The sequence below is a fragment of the Micromonospora sp. AP08 genome (assembly GCF_008085935.1).
Classification (GTDB): Bacteria; Actinomycetota; Actinomycetes; order Mycobacteriales; family Micromonosporaceae; genus Micromonospora; species Micromonospora chersina.
This window is the reverse complement of the sequence record NZ_VSEZ01000025.1, coordinates 13983-34774: the sequence shown is the minus strand read 5'-3', so window position 1 is coordinate 34774 and position 20792 is coordinate 13983. Positions and strand designations below refer to the sequence as shown.

Annotated in this window: 15 protein-coding genes and 1 pseudogene; 5 read left to right on the top strand and 11 right to left on the bottom strand. The window is 74.1% G+C overall.

From position 1 onward, the window contains the following. Nucleotides 1-141 precede the first annotated feature (141 nt). Nucleotides 142-366 carry a DUF6767 domain-containing protein gene (locus FXF50_RS27560; RefSeq protein ID WP_148431843.1) on the top strand — a complete coding sequence of 75 codons (225 nt, stop codon included), beginning with the start codon at nt 142-144 and terminating at the stop codon, nt 364-366. Here the strand turns inward: FXF50_RS27560 and FXF50_RS27555 are convergent. Together FXF50_RS27555 and FXF50_RS27550 are read right to left on the bottom strand one after the other, a co-directional pair. Continuing rightward, nucleotides 324-528: pseudogene (locus FXF50_RS27555) on the bottom strand (response regulator transcription factor); the annotation flags it as partial. The gene FXF50_RS27560 and the pseudogene FXF50_RS27555 overlap by 43 nt on opposite strands. A gap of 120 nt (nt 529-648) precedes the next feature. Then, on the bottom strand, nt 649-1503 hold the full coding sequence (locus FXF50_RS27550) for a helix-turn-helix transcriptional regulator (RefSeq protein WP_148431842.1): 855 nt from the start codon (nt 1501-1503) through the stop codon (nt 649-651). A gap of 129 nt (nt 1504-1632) precedes the next feature. Here FXF50_RS27550 and FXF50_RS27545 point away from each other — a divergent pair, with 129 nt between their 5' ends. Next, nucleotides 1633-3324: an AMP-binding protein gene (locus tag FXF50_RS27545; protein WP_148431841.1), complete on the top strand. Its 1692-nt coding sequence runs from the start codon at nt 1633-1635 to the stop codon at nt 3322-3324. Continuing rightward, on the top strand, nt 3321-4928 hold the full coding sequence (locus tag FXF50_RS27540) for an AMP-binding protein (RefSeq protein ID WP_148431840.1): 1608 nt from the start codon (nt 3321-3323) through the stop codon (nt 4926-4928). Before FXF50_RS27545 ends, FXF50_RS27540 begins: the two co-directional genes overlap by 4 nt. Nucleotides 4929-4931: 3 nt before the next feature. Here FXF50_RS27540 and FXF50_RS27535 read toward each other — a convergent pair whose 3' ends face one another. Then, nucleotides 4932-6272, bottom strand: coding sequence for a nicotinate phosphoribosyltransferase (locus FXF50_RS27535; protein WP_148431839.1), 1341 nt, complete (start codon nt 6270-6272; stop codon nt 4932-4934). A gap of 90 nt (nt 6273-6362) precedes the next feature. Further along, a complete protein-coding gene (locus FXF50_RS27530; RefSeq protein WP_148431838.1) occupies nt 6363-6884 on the bottom strand; it encodes a pyridoxamine 5'-phosphate oxidase family protein in 522 nt (173 codons plus the stop codon). A 78-nt stretch (nt 6885-6962) separates the two neighbouring features. On the opposite strand from FXF50_RS27530, the gene FXF50_RS27525 reads away from it, so the two are divergent. Further along, nucleotides 6963-8228: an MFS transporter gene (locus tag FXF50_RS27525; protein ID WP_255510219.1), complete on the top strand. Its 1266-nt coding sequence runs from the start codon at nt 6963-6965 to the stop codon at nt 8226-8228. A 6-nt stretch (nt 8229-8234) separates the two neighbouring features. Here FXF50_RS27525 and FXF50_RS27520 read toward each other — a convergent pair whose 3' ends face one another. Continuing rightward, nucleotides 8235-9302: a Gfo/Idh/MocA family oxidoreductase gene (locus FXF50_RS27520; protein ID WP_148431836.1), complete on the bottom strand. Its 1068-nt coding sequence runs from the start codon at nt 9300-9302 to the stop codon at nt 8235-8237. Nucleotides 9303-9393: 91 nt separating this feature from the next. On the opposite strand from FXF50_RS27520, the gene FXF50_RS27515 reads away from it, so the two are divergent. After that, entirely contained in the window at nt 9394-10653 is a 1260-nt protein-coding gene (locus FXF50_RS27515; RefSeq protein WP_148431867.1) for a lycopene cyclase family protein, read from the top strand. Here FXF50_RS27515 and FXF50_RS27510 read toward each other — a convergent pair. From FXF50_RS27510 to FXF50_RS27485, 6 genes are all read right to left on the bottom strand, one after another. Further along, on the bottom strand, nt 10638-11219 hold the full coding sequence (locus FXF50_RS27510) for a dihydrofolate reductase family protein (RefSeq protein WP_148431835.1): 582 nt from the start codon (nt 11217-11219) through the stop codon (nt 10638-10640). The genes FXF50_RS27515 and FXF50_RS27510 overlap by 16 nt on opposite strands. An 82-nt stretch (nt 11220-11301) precedes the next feature. After that, nucleotides 11302-12414 (bottom strand): serine hydrolase domain-containing protein, encoded by a 1113-nt coding sequence (locus FXF50_RS27505; protein WP_148431834.1) that lies wholly within the window; start codon nt 12412-12414, stop codon nt 11302-11304. Nucleotides 12415-12552: 138 nt separating this feature from the next. Continuing rightward, complete coding sequence (locus tag FXF50_RS27500) at nt 12553-15393, bottom strand: DNRLRE domain-containing protein (RefSeq protein ID WP_148431833.1); 2841 nt, start codon at nt 15391-15393, stop codon at nt 12553-12555. Between the two features lie 159 nt (nt 15394-15552). Further along, on the bottom strand, nt 15553-17817 hold the full coding sequence (locus FXF50_RS27495) for a hypothetical protein (RefSeq protein WP_187399853.1): 2265 nt from the start codon (nt 17815-17817) through the stop codon (nt 15553-15555). Beyond that, nucleotides 17814-19187: an alkaline phosphatase family protein gene (locus tag FXF50_RS27490; protein ID WP_187399852.1), complete on the bottom strand. Its 1374-nt coding sequence runs from the start codon at nt 19185-19187 to the stop codon at nt 17814-17816. The genes FXF50_RS27495 and FXF50_RS27490 overlap by 4 nt, the downstream gene beginning before the upstream one ends. Beyond that, entirely contained in the window at nt 19184-20752 is a 1569-nt protein-coding gene (locus FXF50_RS27485) for a glycosyltransferase family 39 protein (RefSeq protein ID WP_187399851.1), read from the bottom strand. The genes FXF50_RS27490 and FXF50_RS27485 overlap by 4 nt, the downstream gene beginning before the upstream one ends. Nucleotides 20753-20792 lie beyond the last annotated feature (40 nt).

Here is a 20792-nt window from a genome sequence, read left to right as displayed (position 1 = left end):
GACGTCCCGTCCGGACGGTCCCGGCGCGTCTGTCCGGTTCGGCCCGGCGGAGGCCGTCCCGTCCGGGTCGGCTCCCGGGCGGTCCCGGGTGGGGACCAACGGCCCTGAACGGCGCCCTGGCGGGCGCGGCATGCTGGAGGCGTGAGCACCGCGACGCGTACGAGCCGGCCGGCGGCGAGCTGCCCGATCCGCCCCGGCGAACCGTGCACCCTCTGCCAGGTCGACGTCACCGGCCCGCAGGACTGCGGCCTGGTGTGGCTCGTGATGGGGGACGACGAGCTGCGGGACGGCGTGCACCGCACCCGGCTCGACCGGCAGGCGGGTCAGCGGGGCGGCGGTTCGGGGCGGACCAGCCCCACCTCGTAGGCGAAGACCACCGCCTGGATCCGGTCGCGCAGGCCGAGTTTGGTGAGCACGGCGGAGACGTGCGTCTTCACGGTGGCGGTGCTCAGGAACAGCCGTTCGGCGATCTCCGCATTGGACAGTGCCCGCGCGGCCGAGCGTCAGCACCTCGACCTCGCGGGCGGTGTACGCCAGCCTGTCCAGGCACCTGCGGCAACCTGGGAACTAGCCTCCTAGGATGCCCTACGCGGTGTGCGGGTCGACACAGCGCAGCAACGACAGCCGGGTGCAACCGGGCGGACGGCGTCAGGGAAGGAGGCCGGCGCGGCGGGCGGCCACCACGACCTCGAGCCGGGTGTGCGCGCCGAGCTTGCGCATGGCCGAGCGCAGGTAGCTCTTCACCGTCTCGGGACGCAGCCCGAGCTGTCCGGCCACGTCCGCGTTCGTGCAGCCCAGGGCGACGCAGGCCAGCACATCGGTCTCCCGGGGCGACAGGGCCGCCGCCGTCGGCGGCCCGGGGCGGCGTGCCGCGCCGGCGAGCCGGTCGGCCACGGCGTCGAGGCGGTCGCGCAACTCGGGGTCGGCGATCCGGGTGAGCAGGCCGCGCAGCTCGGCGTGCGCCTGCCGGACCTGCTCCCACTCCGGCCCGGTCGGGTCGGGGCGGGACGGCACGGTCGGCAGGGCGGCCAGTGCCGTGCGGGCGGCGTCCCGGTCCGCGAGCCGGCGTTCCAGGTCCCGGCCGGCGTCGACGGCGGCGGCGACCAGGCGGTCGCCGAGGGGCAGGCGCTGGCGTACCGCGCCGTAGAGGACCGCGCGGACCTCGCGGCACACCACCACGGGCACGGCGACCACCGAGCGCAGCCCTTCGGCGGAGACCGGGGCGTCGTACTCGTGGCTGATCGAGCGGGCCACCGGGTAGTCGTCGACCCGCAGCGGCAGCCCGAGCGCGAGCGCCTTGCCGCCGAGGCCGGCGCCGGCCTGGATGGCGAGGCCGCGCAGCGCGGTCGTGCTGGTGCCGGCCAGCTCCGTGATGGTCATCCGGGGCGGGCCCCCCGGCGCGACCAGCCCGCCGAAGGCGACCGGCAGGCCGGTGCCGCGGCGCAGGGTCAGCAGGCCGTGCCGGACCTCGTCGGCGTCGTCGCGCGGGTAGAGCCTCTCCAATTGGCCACCTCCCCGCCGGCCACCCCCGTCCGGGGGTGGTGAGACCTGCGTCACCCGATCGAGGATCAGCGTACTGCGCGCGGCGCCGTCCCCTCCCGGCCGCGCGCCCGGGACAGGAAGGACACCCCCATGGCCACCGCCGGCACCGAGGCCTTCCGCGAGGCGCGCGACTTCCTGCTCGCGCACCGGACGGACCACGAGACCGCGTACGAGAAGTTCCGCTGGCCCCGGCTCGACGAGTTCAACTGGGCGCTGGACTGGTTCGACGTGCTCGCCGAGGGCAACGACGACACCGCGCTGCGGATCGTCGAGGCGGACGGGGGCGAGGGGAGCTGGTCGTACGCCGAGCTGTCCCGCCGCTCCAACCAGGTGGCGAACTGGCTGCGCGCCCGCGGCGTCCGGGCCGGGGACCGGCTCATTCTCATGCTCGGCAACCAGCTGGAACTCTGGGAGACCATCCTCGCCGCGATCAAGCTGCGCGCGGTGATCATTCCGGCCACGCCGCTGCTCGGCCCCGCGGACCTGGCCGACCGGCTGGCGCGCGGCGCGGCCCGGCACGTGGTGGTCGGCGCGGAGCACGCCGGCAAGTTCGCCGAGGTGGCCGGCGACTACACCCGGATAGCGGTGGGCGCCCCGGTCGACGGCTGGCACGACTACGCCGACGCGTACGGCGCGGACCAGGTCCTCACCCCGGACGGGCCGACCCGGGCCGACGACCCGCTGCTGCTCTACTTCACCTCCGGCACCACGGCCCGGCCGAAGCTGGTCGAGCACACCCACGCGTCGTACCCCGTGGGGCACCTGTCCACCATGTACTGGATCGGCCTGCGCCCCGGCGACGTGCACCTGAACATCTCCTCGCCGGGCTGGGCGAAGCACGCCTGGAGCAACGTGTTCGCGCCGTGGAACGCCGGCGCCCAGGTGTTCGTCTACAACTACTCGCGCTTCGACCCGGTCGGGCTGATGGCCGCCATGGACCGGTGCGGGGTGACCAGCTTCTGCGCGCCGCCGACGGTGTGGCGGATGCTGATCCAGGCCGACCTGACCCAGCTCGCCCGCCCGCCGCGCAGCGTGGTCGGGGCGGGGGAGCCGCTGAACCCCGAGGTGATCGAGCAGGTCGAGGCGGCCTGGGGGGTGACCGTCCGGGACGGGTACGGGCAGACCGAGACCACCGCGCAGATCGGCAACCCGCCCGGCGCGCCCGTGAAGCCCGGCTCGATGGGGCGTCCGCTGCCCGGCTACGTGGTGCGCCTCGTCGACCCGGTCACCGGGGAGGTCGGGGACGACGGGGAGGTCTGCCTGGACCTGGCGCACCGACCCACCGCGCTCATGGTGGGCTACCACGGCGACGAGGAGTTGACCGCCACGGCGATGCGGGACGGCTGGTACCACACCGGGGACCTCGCCTCCCGGGACGCCGACGGCTACCTCACCTACGTGGGCCGCACCGACGACGTGTTCAAGGCGTCGGACTACCGGGTGTCGCCGTTCGAGCTGGAGAGCGTGCTGCTGGAGCACGAGGCGGTGGCGGAGGCCGCGGTGGTGCCGTCACCGGACCCGGTGCGGCTGGCCGTGCCGAAGGCGTACGTGGTGCTCGCGCCGGGCTGGGCGCCGGGGCCGGAGACCGCGGCGGCGCTGTTCGCGCACTCGCGGGACCGGTTGGCCCCGTACCTGCGGGTGCGGCGGTTGGAGTTCGCCGACCTGCCGAAGACCATCTCCGGCAAGATCCGCCGGACCGAGCTGCGCGCCGCCGAGCGGGACAAGCACGCCGACGCCGTGGCGCGGCCGGCCGGCGAGTACCGCGAGGAGGACTTCCGATGAGCCTGCCCTCCTACGCCAGCGGGACCTCCGACGCGCCGCTGCTCGGGGACACCATCGGCGCGAACCTGGCCCGCGCGGTCGAGGCGTACCCGGACCGGGAGGCCCTGGTCGACTGCCCGAGCGGCCGGCGGTGGACGTACGCCGAACTCGGCCGCGCGGTGGGTGACCTGGCCCGCGGCCTGCTGGCGGCCGGGGTGGCCAAGGGCGACCGGGTCGGCATCTGGGCGCCGAACTGCGCGGAGTGGGTCCTCGTGCAGTACGCCACCGCAACCGTCGGCGCGATCATGGTGAACATCAACCCGGCCTACCGGCGGCACGAGCTGGAGTACGTGCTGAACCAGTCGGGGGTGAGCCTGCTGGTGTCCTCGCCCGGATACCGGAGCAGCGACTACCGCGGCATGGTCGCCCAGGTCCGCGACGTCTGCCCGGCGCTGGGCACGGTGGTGTGGCTCGGCGAGTCGAGCTGGGACGACCTGGTGGCCGCCGGCGCGTCGGTGCCGGTCGAGCGGCTGGCCGCGCGGGCGGCGGAGCTGAGCTGCAACGACCCGATCAACATCCAGTACACCTCGGGCACCACGGGGTTCCCGAAGGGCGCGACGCTGTCGCACCACAACATCCTCAACAACGGCTACTTCGTGGGCGAGCTGGTCCGCTACACCGAGCGGGACCGGATCTGCCTGCCGGTGCCGTTCTACCACTGCTTCGGCATGGTGATGGGCAACCTGGCGGCCACCAGCCACGGCGCCTGCGTGATCATCCCGGCGCCGACGTTCGACCCGGCCGCGACGCTGCGCGCGGTCGCCGCCGAGCGGGCCACCTCGCTGTACGGGGTGCCGACCATGTTCATCGCCGAGCTGGCCCTGCCCGACTTCGCCGATCACGACCTGTCCAGCCTGCGTACCGGCATCATGGCCGGCTCGCCGTGCCCGGTGGAGGTGATGAAGCGGGTCATCGACGGGATGCACATGGCGGAGGTGGCGATCTGCTACGGGATGACGGAGACGTCGCCGGTGTCCACCCAGACCCGGCACGACGACGACCTGGACCGGCGGACCGCCACGGTGGGGCGGGTGCTGCCGCACGTCGAGGTGAAGGTGGTCGACCCGGCGACCGGGGTGACGGTGCCGCGGGGCGAGCCGGGGGAGCTGTGCACCCGGGGGTACTCGGTGATGCTCGGCTACTGGGACGAGCCGGAGCGCACGGCCGAGGCCATCGACCCGGCGCGCTGGATGCACACCGGCGACCTGGCGGTGATGCGCGAGGACGGCTACCTGACCATCGTCGGCCGGATCAAGGACATGATCATCCGGGGTGGGGAGAACGTCTACCCGCGCGAGATCGAGGAGTTCCTCTACCGGCACCCGAAGATCTCGGACGTGCAGGTGGTCGGCGTCCCCGACGAACGCTACGGCGAGGAGATCCTGGCCTGCGTGATCCTGCGCGACGGGCACGACACGCTCACCGTGGAGGAGGTCGCCGAGTTCTGCCGGGACCGGCTGGCGCACTACAAGATCCCGCGGCACGTACGGGTGATGGAGGCCTTCCCCATGACGGTCAGCGGCAAGGTGCGCAAGGTCGAGCTGCGCCACGCCGGCCCCGCCTGACCGTCACGTCGCCCGGCCGCCCCCGAGCCGCGCGGCCACCCGCTCGTGCAGCGCCGCCAACGCCGGACTGACCGTCACGGCCGGCGGCGTCGGATCGGCCAGCCGGGTGGCCGGCTCGGGCAGCCAGGCGAGATCGGCGTCGAAGCGGCCCCGGGCGGCGCGAACCGCCTCGGCGGGGTCGGCGGGGTCGAGGCGGCGGCCGCCGCGCATGACCGGCGCCAGCAGCGGCTCCCGGCCACCCGGTGGTGGCTCGTCGCGCAACCCCACCACGTCCCCGGTCGCGCCGGTCGGATCGCGGAAGACCTGCTTGGCGGCGGGCAGGGTGGCCTTGCCCGGGGACAGCTTCAGCACCGGCCGGTCGCCGTAGGCGACCAGCTTGTAGGCGCTGTCCAGCGACGGCGCGTCGTAGGAGACGCCCATCTTCGTGCCGACGCCGTACCCGTCGATCGGTGCGCCCTGCGCCACGAGCGCCGCGATGACGTTCTCGTCGAGGCTGCCGCTGGCGATGATCTTGGCCTGCCGCAGGCCGGCGTCGTCCAGGATCGCCCGGGCCTGCCGGGCCAGCGCCCCGAGGTCGCCGGAGTCGAGCCGTACGCCGAGCGGGCCGGTCAACCCCAGTTCGGTGACGACGTCGACGGCGGCCCGGACTCCCGCCGGCGTGTCGTAGGTGTCGACCAGGAAGATCGGGTTCGTGGGGAAGTCGGCGGCGAACGCGCGGAACGCCGCCCGCTCGTCGGGGAACGCCTCCACGTACGAGTGGGCCATCGTCCCGGACGGGGCGATCCCGTACCGCATGGCGGCTTCGACGTCGCTGGTCGCGGCGAAGCCGGCGATGGCCGACGCCCGCGCCACCCCCGCGCCGGCCTCGATGCCGTGGGTGCGGCGGAACGCGAAGTCGATCAGCTGCGCGCCGCCGGCGGCGAGCCGGCAGCGGGCCGCCTTGGTGGCCACCGTGGTGTGGAAGGTGATCAGGTTCAGCACGCCGGTCTCCACGAGCTGCGCCTCCGCGATCGGCGCGGTGACCTCCAGCAGCGGCTCGTCGGCGAACACCACGCGACCCTCCGGCACGGCCCACACGTCCCCGGTGAACCGCAGCCCGGCCAGCGCCGCCAGGGCCGGCTCGTCGAACCCGACGACGTCGCGCAGGTAGCCCAGCTCGGCGTGGTCGAAGCCGAAGCCCTCCAGGAACGCCAGCGCCTCGGCCAACCCGGCGGCGACCAGGAAGCCGCGCCGGGGCGGCAGCCGGCGGACGAAGAGGCTGAACGTGGCGCGCTCCGTCATGCCCCGGCGCAGGTAGCTGGCCGCCATCCGCAGCTCGTACAGGTCGGTACGCAGTCCCGTCATGCCGTCACCTCCGCCACGTCACCACTGTGATCCGTCCGGGTGCGAGGCGTACGGGAAACGGGAGATCCGCCCCGGGCGGCGCTCCGCGGCTCAGCGGGGTCCGGCGGCCCGCCAGAACTGGCGCGGCGCGTACCCCTCGCGGCGCAGCCAGTGTTCGGTGTAGACGATCCGCTCCGCCGGCACCACCACGAGCGGCCCGGTCGGCGGCTCGTCCAGCGACCGGGACCGCTCCACATGGTCGGACTGCCACCGGTACGCCGGCCAGTGGTGCGCGAACTCCGGCTCGTCGGGTCGCAGCACCCGGGCCCGGCCGAAGACCTGGGCGCCGCGGCTGCTGGCCTGGCCGACCAGGGGCGCGAAGATCCCGATCGAGACGCGGGGGTCGGCGGCCAGGTTGCGCATCTTCGGTGAGTCGGCGACCGCGGTGAACATCAGGGTGAAGTCGAGGTGGAAGTAGCGCACCGGGGTGGCGAGCGGGCCGCCCGGGCCGGTGGTGGCCAGCACGCACATGTTCTGCGTGGAGAGCAGGTGGAGGATGCGCTCCTCCAGCCGGTCGCGGTCGAGGCGGGCGGTGGGGGAGGGGCCGGCGAGCCAGGGGTTGGTGACGGGCATGGTTGATCATTCCATCCGGCGGCGCGACGGGGGAAACCCGGTCGGAGCGGCCCCCGGATGCTGGTAGGTTCGCTCGCCGTGACGGGGACCACGGGGGATCGGCTCGACGGGCGTTTCGCCCGGCTCTGGACGGCCAGCACGCTGTCGGCGCTGGGCAGCGGCATGGCCACGGTGGCCGCCCCGCTCTACGTCGCCTCGCAGACCGACGACCCGCTGACCGTCTCGGCGGGCGCCGCGGTGGCCTGGCTGCCCTGGCTGCTGTTCGCGCTGCCCGGCGGGGTGCTGGTGGACCGGGTCGACCGGCGTCGGCTCATGGTGGTCATCGACTGGCTGCGGGTGGCCGTGCTGGGCGTGCTGGCCGCCGCGATGGTCACCGACCGGGCCGGGGTGCCGCTGCTCTACGCGGTGCTGTTCGTGGTCAACACCGGCGAGGTGGTGTTCCGCACGGCCGCCCAGGCGGTCGTGCCCGCCGTGGTGCCCCGGTCCCGGCTGGAACGGGCCAACGGCTGGCTCGGCGGCGGCACCCAGATCATGCAGAACATGGTCGCCGGCCCGCTCGGCGGCTTCCTCTTCGTGGTGGCCGCGGCCATCCCGTTCGCCGTCAACGCCGGCACGTACGCGCTCAGCGCCGTCCTCGTCGGCCTGCTCGCCGGGTCGTACCGCGGCGCGCCCGGGGCGGGCGGGCGCCGCTCGGTGCGCGCGGACGTCGCCGAGGGGTTCCGCTGGCTGCTGTCCCAGCGGCTGCTGCGCACCATGACCCTGCTCATCGGGCTGCTCAACGTCACCCTGACCGCCGCCCTCGCGGTGCTCGTGCTGCTCGCCACCGACCGGCTGGGCCTCGGCTCCGTCGGCTACGGCGCGCTGTTCACCTGCATGGCCGTGGGCGGGCTGCTCGGCTCGGCGGTCGGTGACCGGCTGGTCGCCGCCATCACCGCGACCTGGACCGTCCGGGTCGGCCTGCTCGTCGAGGCCGGCCTGCACCTGGCCCTGGCCGCCTCGCGCAGCGCCGTGGTGGTCGGCCTGGCGCTGTTCGCCTTCGGGGTGCACGGCGCGCTGTGGAACATGGTCGCCAACTCGCTGCGCCAGCGGCTCACCCCACCCGCGCTGATGGGCCGGGTGGGCAGCACCACCCTGTTCATCGCCGCCGGCGGCAACTGCGTCGGCGCGCTGCTGGGCGGCCTGGTCGCCGACCGGTACGGGATCACCGCGCCCTACTGGGTGGGGTTCGTGGTGGCCGTGGCGGTGATCGCCGCGACCTGGCGGGTGTTCGACCGGGCCACCGTGGCCGCCGCGTACGCCGACCCGGCCCCGGACGGCCGGGAGACCCCGGCGTCGGTCGCCTGAGCGGGGTCAGGGCAGCGGCGGCACCGGCAGGGTGACGCCCTGCGCCGCCGCCTGGTGCGCCAGCTCGATCAGCTCGACCACGCCGACCGAGTCCGCCGGGTCCACGGGCAGCGGCGCGCCGTCCCGCAGCGCGGCCGCCAGTTGCGCGTAGAAGTCCTGGTAGCGGCCCGCCTCGGTGGGCACCGCCCGCAGCTCGCCGTCGGCGCCGAGCCGGCCGTACCGGTCGGGGTCGACCTCGCCCCAGCCCGGGGTGCCGGGCCGGCCGCCGTCGCGCAGCGCCGCCTCCTGCGGGTCCAGCCCGTAGGTGGTGTAGGCGGCCCGGTCGCCGAGCACCCGGAAGCGCGGGCCGAGCTGCGCGGTGACCGCGCTCATCCAGAGGTGGGAGCGGACCCCGCCGGCGTGGGTGAGCGCCACGAACGCGTCGTCGTCGACCTCGGCGCCCGGCCGGCGCCGGTCCACCTCGGCGTAGACCCGCTGCACCGGCCCGAACAGCTGTACCGCCTGGTCGACGAGGTGGGCGCCCAGGTCGAACAGCGCGCCGCCGGCCTCGCCGGGCGCGGCGCTCTCCCGCCAGCCCGGCTTGATCGCCGGCCGCCACCGCTCGAACCGGGACTCGAAGCGGGCCACCCGGCCCAGCTCGCCGGCCTCGACCAGCCGCCGCACGGTCAGGAAGTCGCCGTCCCAGCGGCGGTTCTGGAACACGGTGAGCGGCACCCCGGCGGCGGCCGCCTCCGCGACCAGCGCCCGCCCCTCGGCGGCGGTCGGCGCGAGCGGCTTGTCCACCACGACCGGCAGCCCGGCCGCCACCGCGGCCCGGGCCATGGGCACGTGCTGCCGGTTGGGCGTGGCCACCACGACCAGGTCGAGGGTGTCTGCGGCCTGCCAGAGCTGGTCGGCGTCGTCGAGGACCCGGGCGTCCGGGTGCTCGGCGTGGACCTGCGCCTGGCGCTCCGGGTCCCGGGTGACCACCGCGTCCAGCCGGAGGCCGGGCGTGGCGGCGACCAGCGGCGCGTGGAACACCCGCCCGGCGATCCCGTACCCCAGCAACCCCACCCGCAGCGGCGCCCGCCCCATGTCCGTCCCCCCGTCGTCGGTGATCCACCTGCGAATCTACGCGGCCCACCCGGGGCGGGACGGCGGGTCCCGGACGGCGGCCGTTTCCGGGGTGTGGCAGCGTGGGCGGGTGCACCCAACCCCGGTCGAGGTCGACCTCGCGCTGGTGGGCGGCGGCGGGGCCGCCTCCCTGGTCCTGGCCGCCCTGGACCGGCACGACCTGACCGGCCTGCGGGTCGCCGTGGTCGACCCGGTGCGCAAGCGCGGCCAGGACCGCACCTGGGCGTTCTGGGGCGCACCCGGCGGCGACCTCGACCCGCTGCTGAGCGCGAGCTGGTCGCAGGTCGACGTGGTCACGCCCGCCGGCCGCCGGGTCCTGCCGCTCACCCCGCTGCGGTACGCCATGCTCCGCTCCGGCCCGGTCTACGACCGGGCTGCCGCGGCCGAGCAGCGGCTGGGCGCGGTGCGGATCGGCGCGTCGGCCGGCGCGCTCGCCGCCGACGGCGACCGGGTGACCGTGCACGACCCCGAGGGGCGGCCGCTGGTCCGGGCCGGCTGGGTGCTCGACTCCCGGCCCCGCCCGCCGGCCCGGCCGGGGCGGACCAGCTGGCTGCAGCACTTCCGCGGCTGGTGGCTGGCCGCCGACCGGCCCACCTTCGACCCGGGCCGGGCCGTGCTCATGGACTTCCGCACCCCGCAGCCCGACCGGGGCGTCTCCTTCGGCTACGTGCTGCCGGTCGACGACCGGCACGCGCTGGTCGAGTACACCGAGTTCGGTCCCGCCGTGCTCACCGACGCGGAATACGACGCGGCGCTGCGCGGGTACGCCGGCCTGCTCGGCCTCGACCTCGGCCGGCTGCGGGTGCGGGAGGTGGAGAACGGGGTGATCCCGATGACCGACGGCCCGTTCGTCACCCGCCCCTCGCCGCGGGTGGTGCGGCTCGGCACCGCCGGCGGCGCCACCCGCCCGTCCACCGGGTTCACCTTCTCCGCGATGCTCCGCCAGGCCGAGCAGGTCGCCGCGGCCCTCGCGGCGGGGCGGCCGCCGGTGCCGGCGCCCGCGTACCCCCGGCGCCACCTGTGGATGGACGCCGTGGCGCTGCGCGCCCTGGACCGGGGGCACGTCGGCGGGGTGGAGTTCTTCGAGCGGCTCTTCGACCGCAACCCGCCGGAGCGGGTGCTGCGCTTCCTCGACGGCGCCACCGCGCCGGCCGAGGACCTGGCCGTGATGCGGTCCAGCCCGATGCTGCCGATGACCGGCGCGGTCCTCGGCGACGCCGTCGACCGGCTGCGCGCCCGGGTGCGCCGCGGCCCGGCCCCCGCCCCCGTGCCGGAGGCCGGGCCGCGGACCGCCGGTCAGGCCGGCTCGTAGCGGGCGATCACCACGCCGGTCGTCGTGGTGACGCTGTCGGTGAGCCGCAGCTCGCCCGGCTCGTCGCCCGGGTCGAACAGCCGCCGCCCGCCGCCCAGCACCACCGGGTGGACCAGCAGCACGTACGCGTCGACCAGCCCGTGCCGCCTCAGCGACCGGACCAGCTCACCGCTGCCCAGGACCGCGATGTCCGGCCCTGGCTGCGCCTTCAGTTCCCGCACCGCCTCGATCGCGTCGCCCTTCAGCAGGTGCGAGTTCACCCACGGCAGCGGCTCGTCCAGCGTGGTCGAGGCGACGTACTTGGGCAGCGCGTCGAGCACCGGCGTGAACGGGTTGCCGGTCTGCCGGGGCCAGTAGCCGGCGAAGTCGGCCCAGGTGCGGCGGCCGAGCAGCAGCGCCCCGGTCGAGGCCATGCCCTCACCCATCTTCCGCCCCAGGACCGGGTCGTTGTAGGGCACCGCCCAGCCGCCCCGCGTGAAGCCGTCCCGGGTGTCCTCGTCGGGACGTCCCGGGGCCTGCATGACGCCGTCCAGGCTGACGTGCTCGGTGACGATGATCTTCGGCATGCCGCTCCTTCGGGGGTTCGGGGCCGGCCCGCTACCGGCCCTTCACCCCTGACACGTTCGGCGACGGCCGTTTTCGACAGCGTCAGCGGCCCAGTTCCGCGGCCACCCGGTCGCGGACCAGCACCCGCAGCCGCTCCATCGGGTCGCCGTCGCCCGCGCCGAGCCGGTTGCGCAGCGCCGCCACCGTCAGCCCCAGATCGGGGTACGCGAACGCCAGGCTGCCGCCGCTGCCCGCGGTGCCGAACGAGCCGTCCGCCTCGACCGCGTAGCCGAGGCCGAAGGTCACCTCCGCGCCGAACACCCAGTCCTCGCCCCGCACCGCCACCGCCGACACCTCGGCGAGGCGGTCCGGCGAGATCAGCCGCACCCCGTCGACGGGGCCGAGCAGCGCCGCGTACATCCGGGCGACCGCGCGGGCCGACATCGTGCCGACCGCCGGCACGTCGGCGCGCAGCACCTCGGGGCGGCTGCCGGTGGTGGCGTCCGGGCGGACGTGCGGCGGCGCCACCGCGTCGAAGTTCGGCAGGTTCGCGCTGGCGTACGTCATGAGGGCGGACAGGCCGGCGTCCTCCAGCCGGGCCAGCCGCGGCAGGTCGGCCTCCGGCACGCCGAGGAACAGCTCGCGGGTCACCCCGAGCGGCCCGGCCACCTCCTCGGCCAGCACCTGCGACACCGGTTTCCCGGTCACCCGGCGGACCGCCTCGCCGACCAGCCAGCCCCACGTCCAGGCGTGGTACGCCAGCCGCTCGCCGGGCGCCCAGAGCGGCTCGGCGTCGGCGAGCAGCCCGCACATCCGGCCCCAGTCGGCGAAGTCCGCCGGCGTGACGTCGGCGGGAAGGGCGGGCAGCCCGGCCGTGTGGGTGAGCGCGTGCCGCAGGGTGACGCCGTCCTTGCCGTGCCGGGCGAACTCCGGCCACACGTCGGCGATGCGCAGGTCGTAGTCGAGCCGCCCGTGCTCGGCCAGCGTGTGCACGACGGTGGCGGTGAGCCCCTTGCCGGTGGAGACGGCGTGCACCGGGGTGTCGGCGGTCAGCGGCCGGCCGGTGGTGGTGTCGGCCGGGCCGGCCTGCGCCTCGACGATGGGCGCCCCGTCCAGGTACGCGGCCACCTGCACGCCGGCCTCCCGGCCGGAGGTCACGAGGTCGTCGATCGTGGCGCGTACCTCGGCCCGGAGGCCGTCCCACCGTCCGTCCATGATCGGTGACCCTGCCAGACCGCCTGGCGGGTGTCGTGCGGTTTTCCGTCGCCGGTCGGCAGCGGGTGGCCGCGCCGGAGCCCGCCCCGGCGTCGTTCGGCGATCGCCGGGGCGGGTTCATCCGGGTGGGCGCCTACCTCATGACGTCACGTCCAGCAGCAACACCGGTGGAGTGTCGGACTCCCGGCTGCCGTAGCTGCTCGACGAGGCGCCGCTCGAGGTCAGGCCGACGGTGAACGTGCCGTTGCCGCCCACCATCGGAGTGATGTCCAGGGTGACCCAGGAGCCGCTGGTCGTCCGGCCGCTGGCCGCGACCGCGGTGCTGCCGATGGGCGGTGCGGTGTTCCAGCTGGTCTGGGTCTCCGACCAGGTGGAGTCGGCGACCGGACGGACCACGAAGCCGCTGGACGAGCCGGCCGCGACCCAGATCTTCAGCCGTGCGCGGCGCACCACCCCGGTCTGCCCGGACACCGCGAACTTCAGGTAGGCGTTGGTGACCGGGTCGCCGTCGACCCGCAGAAGCGTGGCGGTCCCGTACCTGCTGGTGGGACTGGACGCCTTGACGTAGGTGTCCGCCACCGCCGCGATCGGGGTGAGCGCCGGCGTGGTGACCGTGGCCGGCGCGCCCGGGCCCGACGAGTTCCCGGCGGCGTCGAAGGCGGAGACCGTGTACGAGTAGGACGTCTCCGACAGGGCGGTGGTGTCGGTGAAGGTCTGGCCCGTCGTGGTCGCGATGGCCGTGCCGTCGCGATGGACGCGGTACCCGGCCACGCCGGAGTCGTCCGTGGCGGCCCCCCACGACAGCTCGACGCGGTTCGGCCCGGCGGCCGTGGCCTGAAGGTCGGTGGGGAGCGTGGGTGGGGTGGCGTCCGGGGTGGTGACCGACACCGGCTGGCTCGGCCCGGACACGTTCCCCGCGCCGTCGACCGCCACCACGAGGTACGTGTACGAGGTGCGGGCGGTGCTGACCGTCTCGTCGACGAACGTCTCGCCGGACGACGTCTCCGCCAGCAGGCTGCCGTCGCGGAAGACCCGGTACCGTGCGACGTCGACGTTGTCGGTGGCCGCGTCCCAGGCGAGGCTGACCGCGCCGGGCGCCACGCCGGTGACCCGCAGGTTCGCCGGGGCCGTCGGCGCCAGCGTGTCGCGTACGGCGGTCACCGGGTTCGACTCGGCGCTGGTGTTCCCGGCGGCGTCCAGGGCGCGGACGGTCCAGTGGTGCGGTTCGTTCGCCGGCACCTGACTGTCGGCGTACGCCGTGGCCGGCACGGTCGCCACCGGCGCGCCGTCCCGGAGCACCTGGTATCCGGTGACGCCGACGTTGTCGGTCGCGGCCGACCAGGTGAGGCTCACCGTCTCCGGTGAGGTAACGGCGGCGAGCCCGGCCGGAGCGGTCGGCGGCGTGGTGTCCGGGCCGGGGGTCGTCACGGCCACCGGTGCGGCGGCGTCGGAGCGGTTCCCGGCCGCGTCGACCGCGTCGACGGTGTACTCGTACCGGGTCGCCCCGGCGACGGCGGTGTCCGTCCAGGCGGTCGCGGTGGCGGGCAGGTCGGCCACGACGGCGCCGTCGCGGTGGACGCGGTAGCCGGTCACGCCGTAGTTGTCGGTCGACCCGGTCCAGCTGAGACTCACCGACGGGATCGGGGTCGGGCTCGCGGTCAGCCCGGTGGGCGCGGTCGGGGCGATGCCGTCGGCGCCCTTGCAGGAGACGGTCGACGAGTCGACCAGGGTCGTTCCCCCGGCACCGGCCGCGTGGTAGCGCAGGTCAGCGCGGTTGCCGAAGAGCTCCATCCGCATCGCGCCGTAGCTCTTGTTCGTCTTGACCACCCGGGCGTCGGAGCTCAGGAAGCCCTGGCTCGAGTGGCCGCCCCCGCCCACCACCAGCTCGACGATGCCGTCGGCGGCGGGCACGCCACCCGCGCCCATCGGCGTCCAGCGCTGGTAGTTGTGGTCGTGAGCGCTGAGCAGCAGCGTGACGTGATGCGCGGCCATGAGATCCCACATGGCCTGCATCCGCGGCGCGGGGTCCTCCGAGCCGATGCTGAACAGCGGGTGGTGCCAGAACACCATCGTGCACGGGCTGCGGTTGGCGGCCAGGTCCGCCGCCAGCCACTCGTACTGCGGGGTGCCCGGGGCGACGCGGTTGTAGTTGCTGGTCGAGTCGATGGCGACGAAGTGCCATCCGTTGGCGTCGTAGCTGTAGTAGTGCGGGATGTTGTCCCAGAAGTGGAAGTAGCCGTCCGCCCTGTTGCCGGTGTACTCGTGGTTGCCGACGACCGGGGTGGTGACGCCGCGCAGCCGCCCGAAGAAGGCGTCGGCGCCGCCGTACCAGTTCTTGAACTCGGTGAGCGTGCCCTCGTCGTAGACGTCGCCCAGGTACAGGAACAGGTCCGGGTCCCACCCGACCAGCGAGTTGGTGACGTTCACGGCGTTGGTCTCGCCGCCGGCGCCGTCGCCCACGGCGGCCACGACGAACGGTTCCTGGGGACCGCGCGCGCGAATCGGTGGGACCGACCACTGCCGGGTGTTCTCCGGGGCGGTGACGTTGCCGTTGGCGAAGGTGACCGTGATGAGGGTTTCCGGGCTGGCGTATCCGTCGCGCATCTTCGCGGAGACGCCGAGCACGTGCACGCCGTCGGCGAAGTCGGCGGAGGAGAGGGTGAACTGGTGCGGCGACTGGAAGTCCGTGAGCAGGTACTGCCCGTCCAGGGACCATTCGGTCTTGGCGACGCCGGGGCTGGTGCCGACCGTCACGTTGACGGTCGCGGTGGCGACGGCGTCGCCCCCGATGGTGCCACCGTTGGCTGGTTGGCTGACGCAGACCAGCACGGTGTACGCCCCGCTCGGCGGGCTCGACGTACGGCAGGTGGGGGAGGCGCTCTCGGCGGGGCCGGTCAGGGTCAGGGTGAGCCCGGCGGCGACGAACACGGCGACGACGGCCACGGCGGCCCGGGGCCGGGTCGCGCTGCGAAGCTTCATCAGAGTCAGTCCTCTACGGGTAGACGGTGCCGGGGCCGCGCTGCCCGGTCTGGCCCGGTGGTGTTGTCGTGACATGGCAATCCCTCCTGGTGAAGACGTTGCGGGTGTGGAGCGTGCCGCCCGCGCGACCGTGCGCGCCTCCCCAGGAGCGAATCGTCGTCACTGATCGTCGGTACCAACCTCCGTCCCCAGGGGCCGGCCCGGTGGGGGCGGTGCTGAGCGACGGCGCTGGAGGAGCACCCCGAGCGGTAACAGCACCGCCGCCGCCCCGGCGACCAGGAGTGCGCTCCAGGCGCTCAGCCCCCAGTGGTCCCCGTCGCCCGGCTCGCTGCTGTCCGTCGGCACCGCGATGTCGACGCGGACGCCGAGCAGGTCGGCGAGCACGTTGATGTCCGCGGCGCTGAAGCGTTCGCTCGGCTCGATGTGGGTGTTCTCGCTGAACTCGTTCCAGCTGATCACGCCGATCGCGTCCGGGTCGGACAGGCGTGCCGCGGCGAACGAGGCCCGCAGGGTGTCACCCGCGCGGCGCGGCACCTCCCGCTTGCCGCCGACCAGGCGCGCGTCGAACCCGGGCGTCACGGGGGCGATCCACAGCCCGCCCCGCTGGTGCACCGCCCGGGACATCGCCGCCAGCTTCTTCCCGCTGGTGCCGGCCGTCGGGTCCACCGAGGACCAGTAGTAGGCCTGGCCGTCCAGCGCGCCCTGGCTCGACTCGATGTCCTCGAGGCTCTTCGCGTTCCCGAGGACCAGGAGCTTCCCCCGTACGCTGCCGACCGTGGCCCCGATCTGCGCCGCCGTGAAGCGGTCGCTGCCGGTCCAGACCACCACCGGCCGGCCGAAGATGTCGAAGACCGGGTCGGTGGCGTACCGGGTCGCGAAGTACGTGAGGTCCGTGCGGACGGTGTCGAAGGCCAGCGGGGTACGGGCGAAGTCGAGCCCCTGGTACACGATGCCCAGGCGGAAGTGCTCCTCCCGGGCCACCTCGACCAGTTTGGCCAGCCGCTCGTCGAGTTGCGGGGTGTGCTTCCACGACACCAGGAACCCGTTGATGCCGGCGGACTTGGCCATCCGCACGTGCCGCCGCATGATCTCGACGTCGTCGCTGGAGTAGCGACCGAGCAGCGGGTAGTCGATCTTCGCGCGGTTCCAGGACGTCGGGTTGAACCAGATGTAGTAGTAGGCGAGGACCGGGACGGGAGCCGTCGCCGGCGGGGTGGCGTCCCCTCGACGGCCGACGTCGGCCCGGGCGGGCGCGGGTGGCAGCAGCGGGACGGCCAACGCGGCGAGCAGCGCCAGGGTGACCCCGGCCCGCAGCGGCGCGGACCGGTCGTCCTCGGCCGGGAGCCTCGGGGGTGCGCCGGCCCGCGGTCTCCGCCACCGCCGGCGGTGCCTCGACCGGGGGCGTCGTTCCCCGTCGGCCGTCACGGCCGGGCCGGCGCGGCGCAGCCGGGCCAGCAGGTGCGGCCGTCCGAGCAGGATCAGGCCCACCGCGACGACGAGGACCGCGAGGGTCACCAGGGTCATGTCGGCCACGCTGATCACGGTGAGGGTCACCTCCTGGTCCTTGCTGATGCTGACCGGACGCCCGAACGACACGCCGCCGCCGAACACGGTGATCGTGTACGTGCCGCGCGGCAGGTCGGGCACCACGGCCGTGCCGTCCCGGCCGAACGGCAGCCGCTCGACGCCGCCGTCGGCGCGCGTGAGTTCGATGCCGTCGCCGACCTGACGGGTGAAGAACATGTCGGTGGCCGTGAACGCGACGCGGAAGAAGAGCAGTTGCACCACCCACGCCTGCTGCTCCCACGGCACGAACTTCTGTCCCGCCCGGTTGACCACCGAGGTGCCGTCGACCATCGCGCTGTCGACCACGTAGTAGAGCTGCTTGGACACCAGCCCCTGCGGGCCCTGCTGGGTCCGGCTCTCGGAGACCCAGCGTGGCTGGGCCACCCCGGCGCCGGTCAGATCGTGGATCTCACCGGTGTTGCTGCGCAACCGCATGGCGGAGACGCGGTCCGCCGGCACGACGTTGCCGAACCGGTCGAGGAAGCTCCACGACACCAGTCGCGCGGTGCGCAGACCGAGCTCCACGGCCCTGCCGCGCGCCCCGGCGTCGGGGTTTCCCCGGAACCGGTCGAAGATGACCTTGCGATCGGGGCTGATCCGGGTCTCCGGGACGACGAGGCGTTTCTCCAGGCCGACGAAGTCGCGGACGCGGATCCGGAGCTGGCCCCTGGCGTCGGACCTCGCGACCTGCCCGTCCACCTTGACCACCACGCCGGGCAGCGGGGGCACCGTCTGCAGGTGCAGCGTTCCCGGCCGCGCCGACGAGGGTCGGGCGCTCGCGGCGGCCGGCAGGACGACCACCGTCAACACGGCCGCGACCAGCGACAGCAGGGCGGCCCGCACGATGCGCCGGGTCACGACCATCGCCGCCGCCGCAGCGCCGCGACACCGACCAGCGTCGCCACCAGGCTGCCCGTGACGGCGTACGAGGCGAAGACCGGCACCGGGTTCGGTCTCGTCACGACGGGGGGCGTGCGTTCGGTGCCGAGGAAGACGGCCGGTCGTGGTGGTCGGTCGAAGTCGAAGGCGTCGAGGAACGTCTTCGCCTTCCGGTCGCGTTCGGCCAACGGCTTCAGTCGCCAGTTGACCTCGATGAACTTCAGGGCCGAGGTGAAGTCGAGGGTGGTCGAGTCCACGTACCCGCGTCGGGCGTACGGACTGACCAGCAGGGCGGGCACGCGGAAGCCGTATCCGTAGGCGTCGACCTGCGGCGGCGGCACGTGGTCGTACCAGCCGCCCCAGTCGTCGTACGACCACAGGAAGGCCGACGAGCCCCAGTCCGGCGAGCGCATCAGCTGGGTCACCAGCGTCCGGACGAGGTTCTGGCCGGCCCGGATGCTGCCGGGCGGGTGCTCGCTGTCCCCGGCCGGAGCGATGAAGGAGACGGCGGGCAGCTGACCCTTGGCGGCGTCGTCGTAGTACTGGTCCAGGTCGACGATCTTGCTGAACAGTCGGGGGTCGTCGACGTAACGCGCGTACCCGAGCAGCGGCACCCAGATGACCTGCGCGCCCCGGTCCACGTCCTCCGCGCTCGTGCGCGAGCGGAAGGTGATCGTCGGGTCGTAGTTCTCCACGTAGAACTTCCAGCTGATCCCCGCGGCCTCCAGCCGGTCGAAGATGGTCGGGATGTCGCCCCAGCCGTCCGCCGGGATCGACTCCGACGGCCCGGTGGCGCCCGGGCCCCCGGTCACCCGGAACATGTGGTTGCGGATGCTGCCCGAATTGGACGAGCTGAAGAAGCGGTCGAAGAGGACGTACTCGTCGGCGATGTTCCAGTAGTACGGCAGGTCCCGGTCGTCGTAGTAGGCCATCGCGAGCTTGCCGTCCTTGCCCTGCGTGCTCACCCCCTCGACGAAGCCGTCCATGCGTCCCTTGTTGTACTGCACCCGGAATGCCTCGGCCGTGTGGTCGAGGTCGAGGCTGCCCAGCTCGCCCAGGTGGAAGGGCTTGACGCAGGGCTCGGCCCGGCCCCGGCTGACCGGCATGCAGGTGCCCGGGGGGATCCCGTCAACGCCGGGCCGCGTGCCGAAGTAGTTGTCGAAGGTGTGGTTCTCCTGCATGAGGAAGACGAAGTGGTCGATCGGCGTGGTGGGGCTCGGTGCGGCAGCCGCCCCGGCGGCGTGCGCGGCCGCGGGCGGGTTCGCGAGCACAAGCAGGCCGGCGATCAGCAGCGCGCGACGGAGCAGGCGCCCGACGTGCCGGTGACGCGCGGGGTGGGGATCGGTCATGGACGCACCTCGTAGATGATGATCACGGGAACCGGGACGCGAGCCCCCGTGGAGTCGGTCCCGTCGACGAACTCGGTGTGCACGACGCGGCCGTGGTATCGGCGGATCAGGACCATCAACCGCTCGGAGAAGAACGCCGAGCGTCCGGCGGAGAACGAGTCCCAGACGACGTAGTGCAGGTCGTTGTGGCGCAGCCACCAGTCGGGGTTGGGCAGCGGCTCGTACGACGGGTTGCGCCGCAGCGGGTTCGGGCTCACGGAGAGGCCGTAGCTGCGACGGTGGCCGTAGTACTGGATGATGTTGGCCATCGACGGGCCCAGGGTCAGCACCACGGACCCCTGCGGCGTGTTCCCGGCCAACCACCGCCCGGCCTCCCGGCCGCCGGGCACCCCGCCGGACCCGGCGAGGAAGGTGGCGTTGTCCGCCCGGTTGACCGCGTGCCAGCTGGGCACGAGCAGGCTCAGGACGACCACCGCGAGCACCGCGGTTCGCACGGTCCGGACCGCGCGGGACGGCCCGACGCCCACCCGGTCGACCGGGCGGAGCAGGCGGCGGATCCGTGCGGGCACCGGCATCCCGGTCAACGCCCGCGCGGCGAGCACCGCGACGGGTGCCACGGCGGGCAGCAGGTACTGGAAACCCTTGACCGGCCACAGTTGGAAGAACAGCACCGGCGCGGCGATCCACGACAGCAGCAGTGTCTCCCGCCAGGACCGGCGCCGCCGCAGCCACCACAGGCCGCCGGCGGCCGCGGCCACCACGAGCAGCCCCATCGCCGGCGGCACCGTCTCCAGGTAGAACCCCATGGAGTGGTTGGGCCGCCGGAACAACTGCCACACCAGGTAGCTCTTGCCGGTCTGGGTGCGCCCGGCCATCGCCTGCGAGACCGGATGGGTCGCGAAGACCGCCGCCATCGCGGCGACGGCCAGCAGCGACAGCCGCACCGGACGACGCACCGTCGGGGTCAGCGCCAGGAACGCGTAGACCCCACCGGCCAGGACGACGCTCGTCTCCTTCGTCAGCATCGTCAGGCCGAGCATGCCCCCGGCCGCGACGTACCAGAGCGCCTGCTGGCTCTGCACGAAGCGCACCAGGCAGTACAGCGTGAGCGTCGCGAACAGCACCATCGGACCGTCGAGGAGGACCTGCCGGGTGACGATCACGTGGTACGGCATGACGGCGACGAGCAGTGCCGCGACCAGCCCGACCCGCCGGCCGTAGAGCCGGGCGCCGAGCAGGTGGACGGCGAGCACCGTCGCCACCCCCAGCACCGCCACGACCACCCGCCCGGCCACGTCCACCTCGCCGAACCGGAAGAACGGCGACAGGAGGGTCTGGAAGAGCATGGGGTGGGCGCGGAACACCGGGAAGAACGGCGTGTAGTTCGGGTTGCCGGCGAGCGAGGCGGCCTGCCCGGCGTAGACCGCCTCGTCGCTGTTGAAGCCGAGGGCGTCCAGTTGCCACACCCGCAGGGACAGCGCCAACGCCGCGATGGCGACGAGAGCGGACGGCGTGGCCCAGCGGCGCCGCCCGCGGCCCTGGCCGGTGTCCCCGGGGCGCGACACCGACGAAGGCGCGACGGGAGGGAGCACGACCGTTGCGGCG

What these genes read in the sequence shown, in the direction of transcription:
- FXF50_RS27510 (WP_148431835.1), bottom strand. Translation starts at nt 11,219, where the DNA reads ATGCCGAAGATCATCGTCACCGAGCACGTCAGCCTGGACGGCGTCATG.
- FXF50_RS27535 (WP_148431839.1), bottom strand. Translation starts at nt 6,272, where the DNA reads ATGACGGGACTGCGTACCGACCTGTACGAGCTGCGGATGGCGGCCAGC.
- FXF50_RS27530 (WP_148431838.1), bottom strand. Translation starts at nt 6,884, where the DNA reads ATGCCCGTCACCAACCCCTGGCTCGCCGGCCCCTCCCCCACCGCCCGC.
- FXF50_RS27545 (WP_148431841.1), top strand. Translation starts at nt 1,633, where the DNA reads ATGGCCACCGCCGGCACCGAGGCCTTCCGCGAGGCGCGCGACTTCCTG.
- FXF50_RS27540 (WP_148431840.1), top strand. Translation starts at nt 3,321, where the DNA reads ATGAGCCTGCCCTCCTACGCCAGCGGGACCTCCGACGCGCCGCTGCTC.
- FXF50_RS27490 (WP_187399852.1), bottom strand. Translation starts at nt 19,187, where the DNA reads ATGACCGATCCCCACCCCGCGCGTCACCGGCACGTCGGGCGCCTGCTC.
- FXF50_RS27520 (WP_148431836.1), bottom strand. Translation starts at nt 9,302, where the DNA reads ATGGGGCGGGCGCCGCTGCGGGTGGGGTTGCTGGGGTACGGGATCGCC.
- FXF50_RS27505 (WP_148431834.1), bottom strand. Translation starts at nt 12,414, where the DNA reads ATGGACGGACGGTGGGACGGCCTCCGGGCCGAGGTACGCGCCACGATC.
- FXF50_RS27500 (WP_148431833.1), bottom strand. Translation starts at nt 15,393, where the DNA reads ATGAAGCTTCGCAGCGCGACCCGGCCCCGGGCCGCCGTGGCCGTCGTC.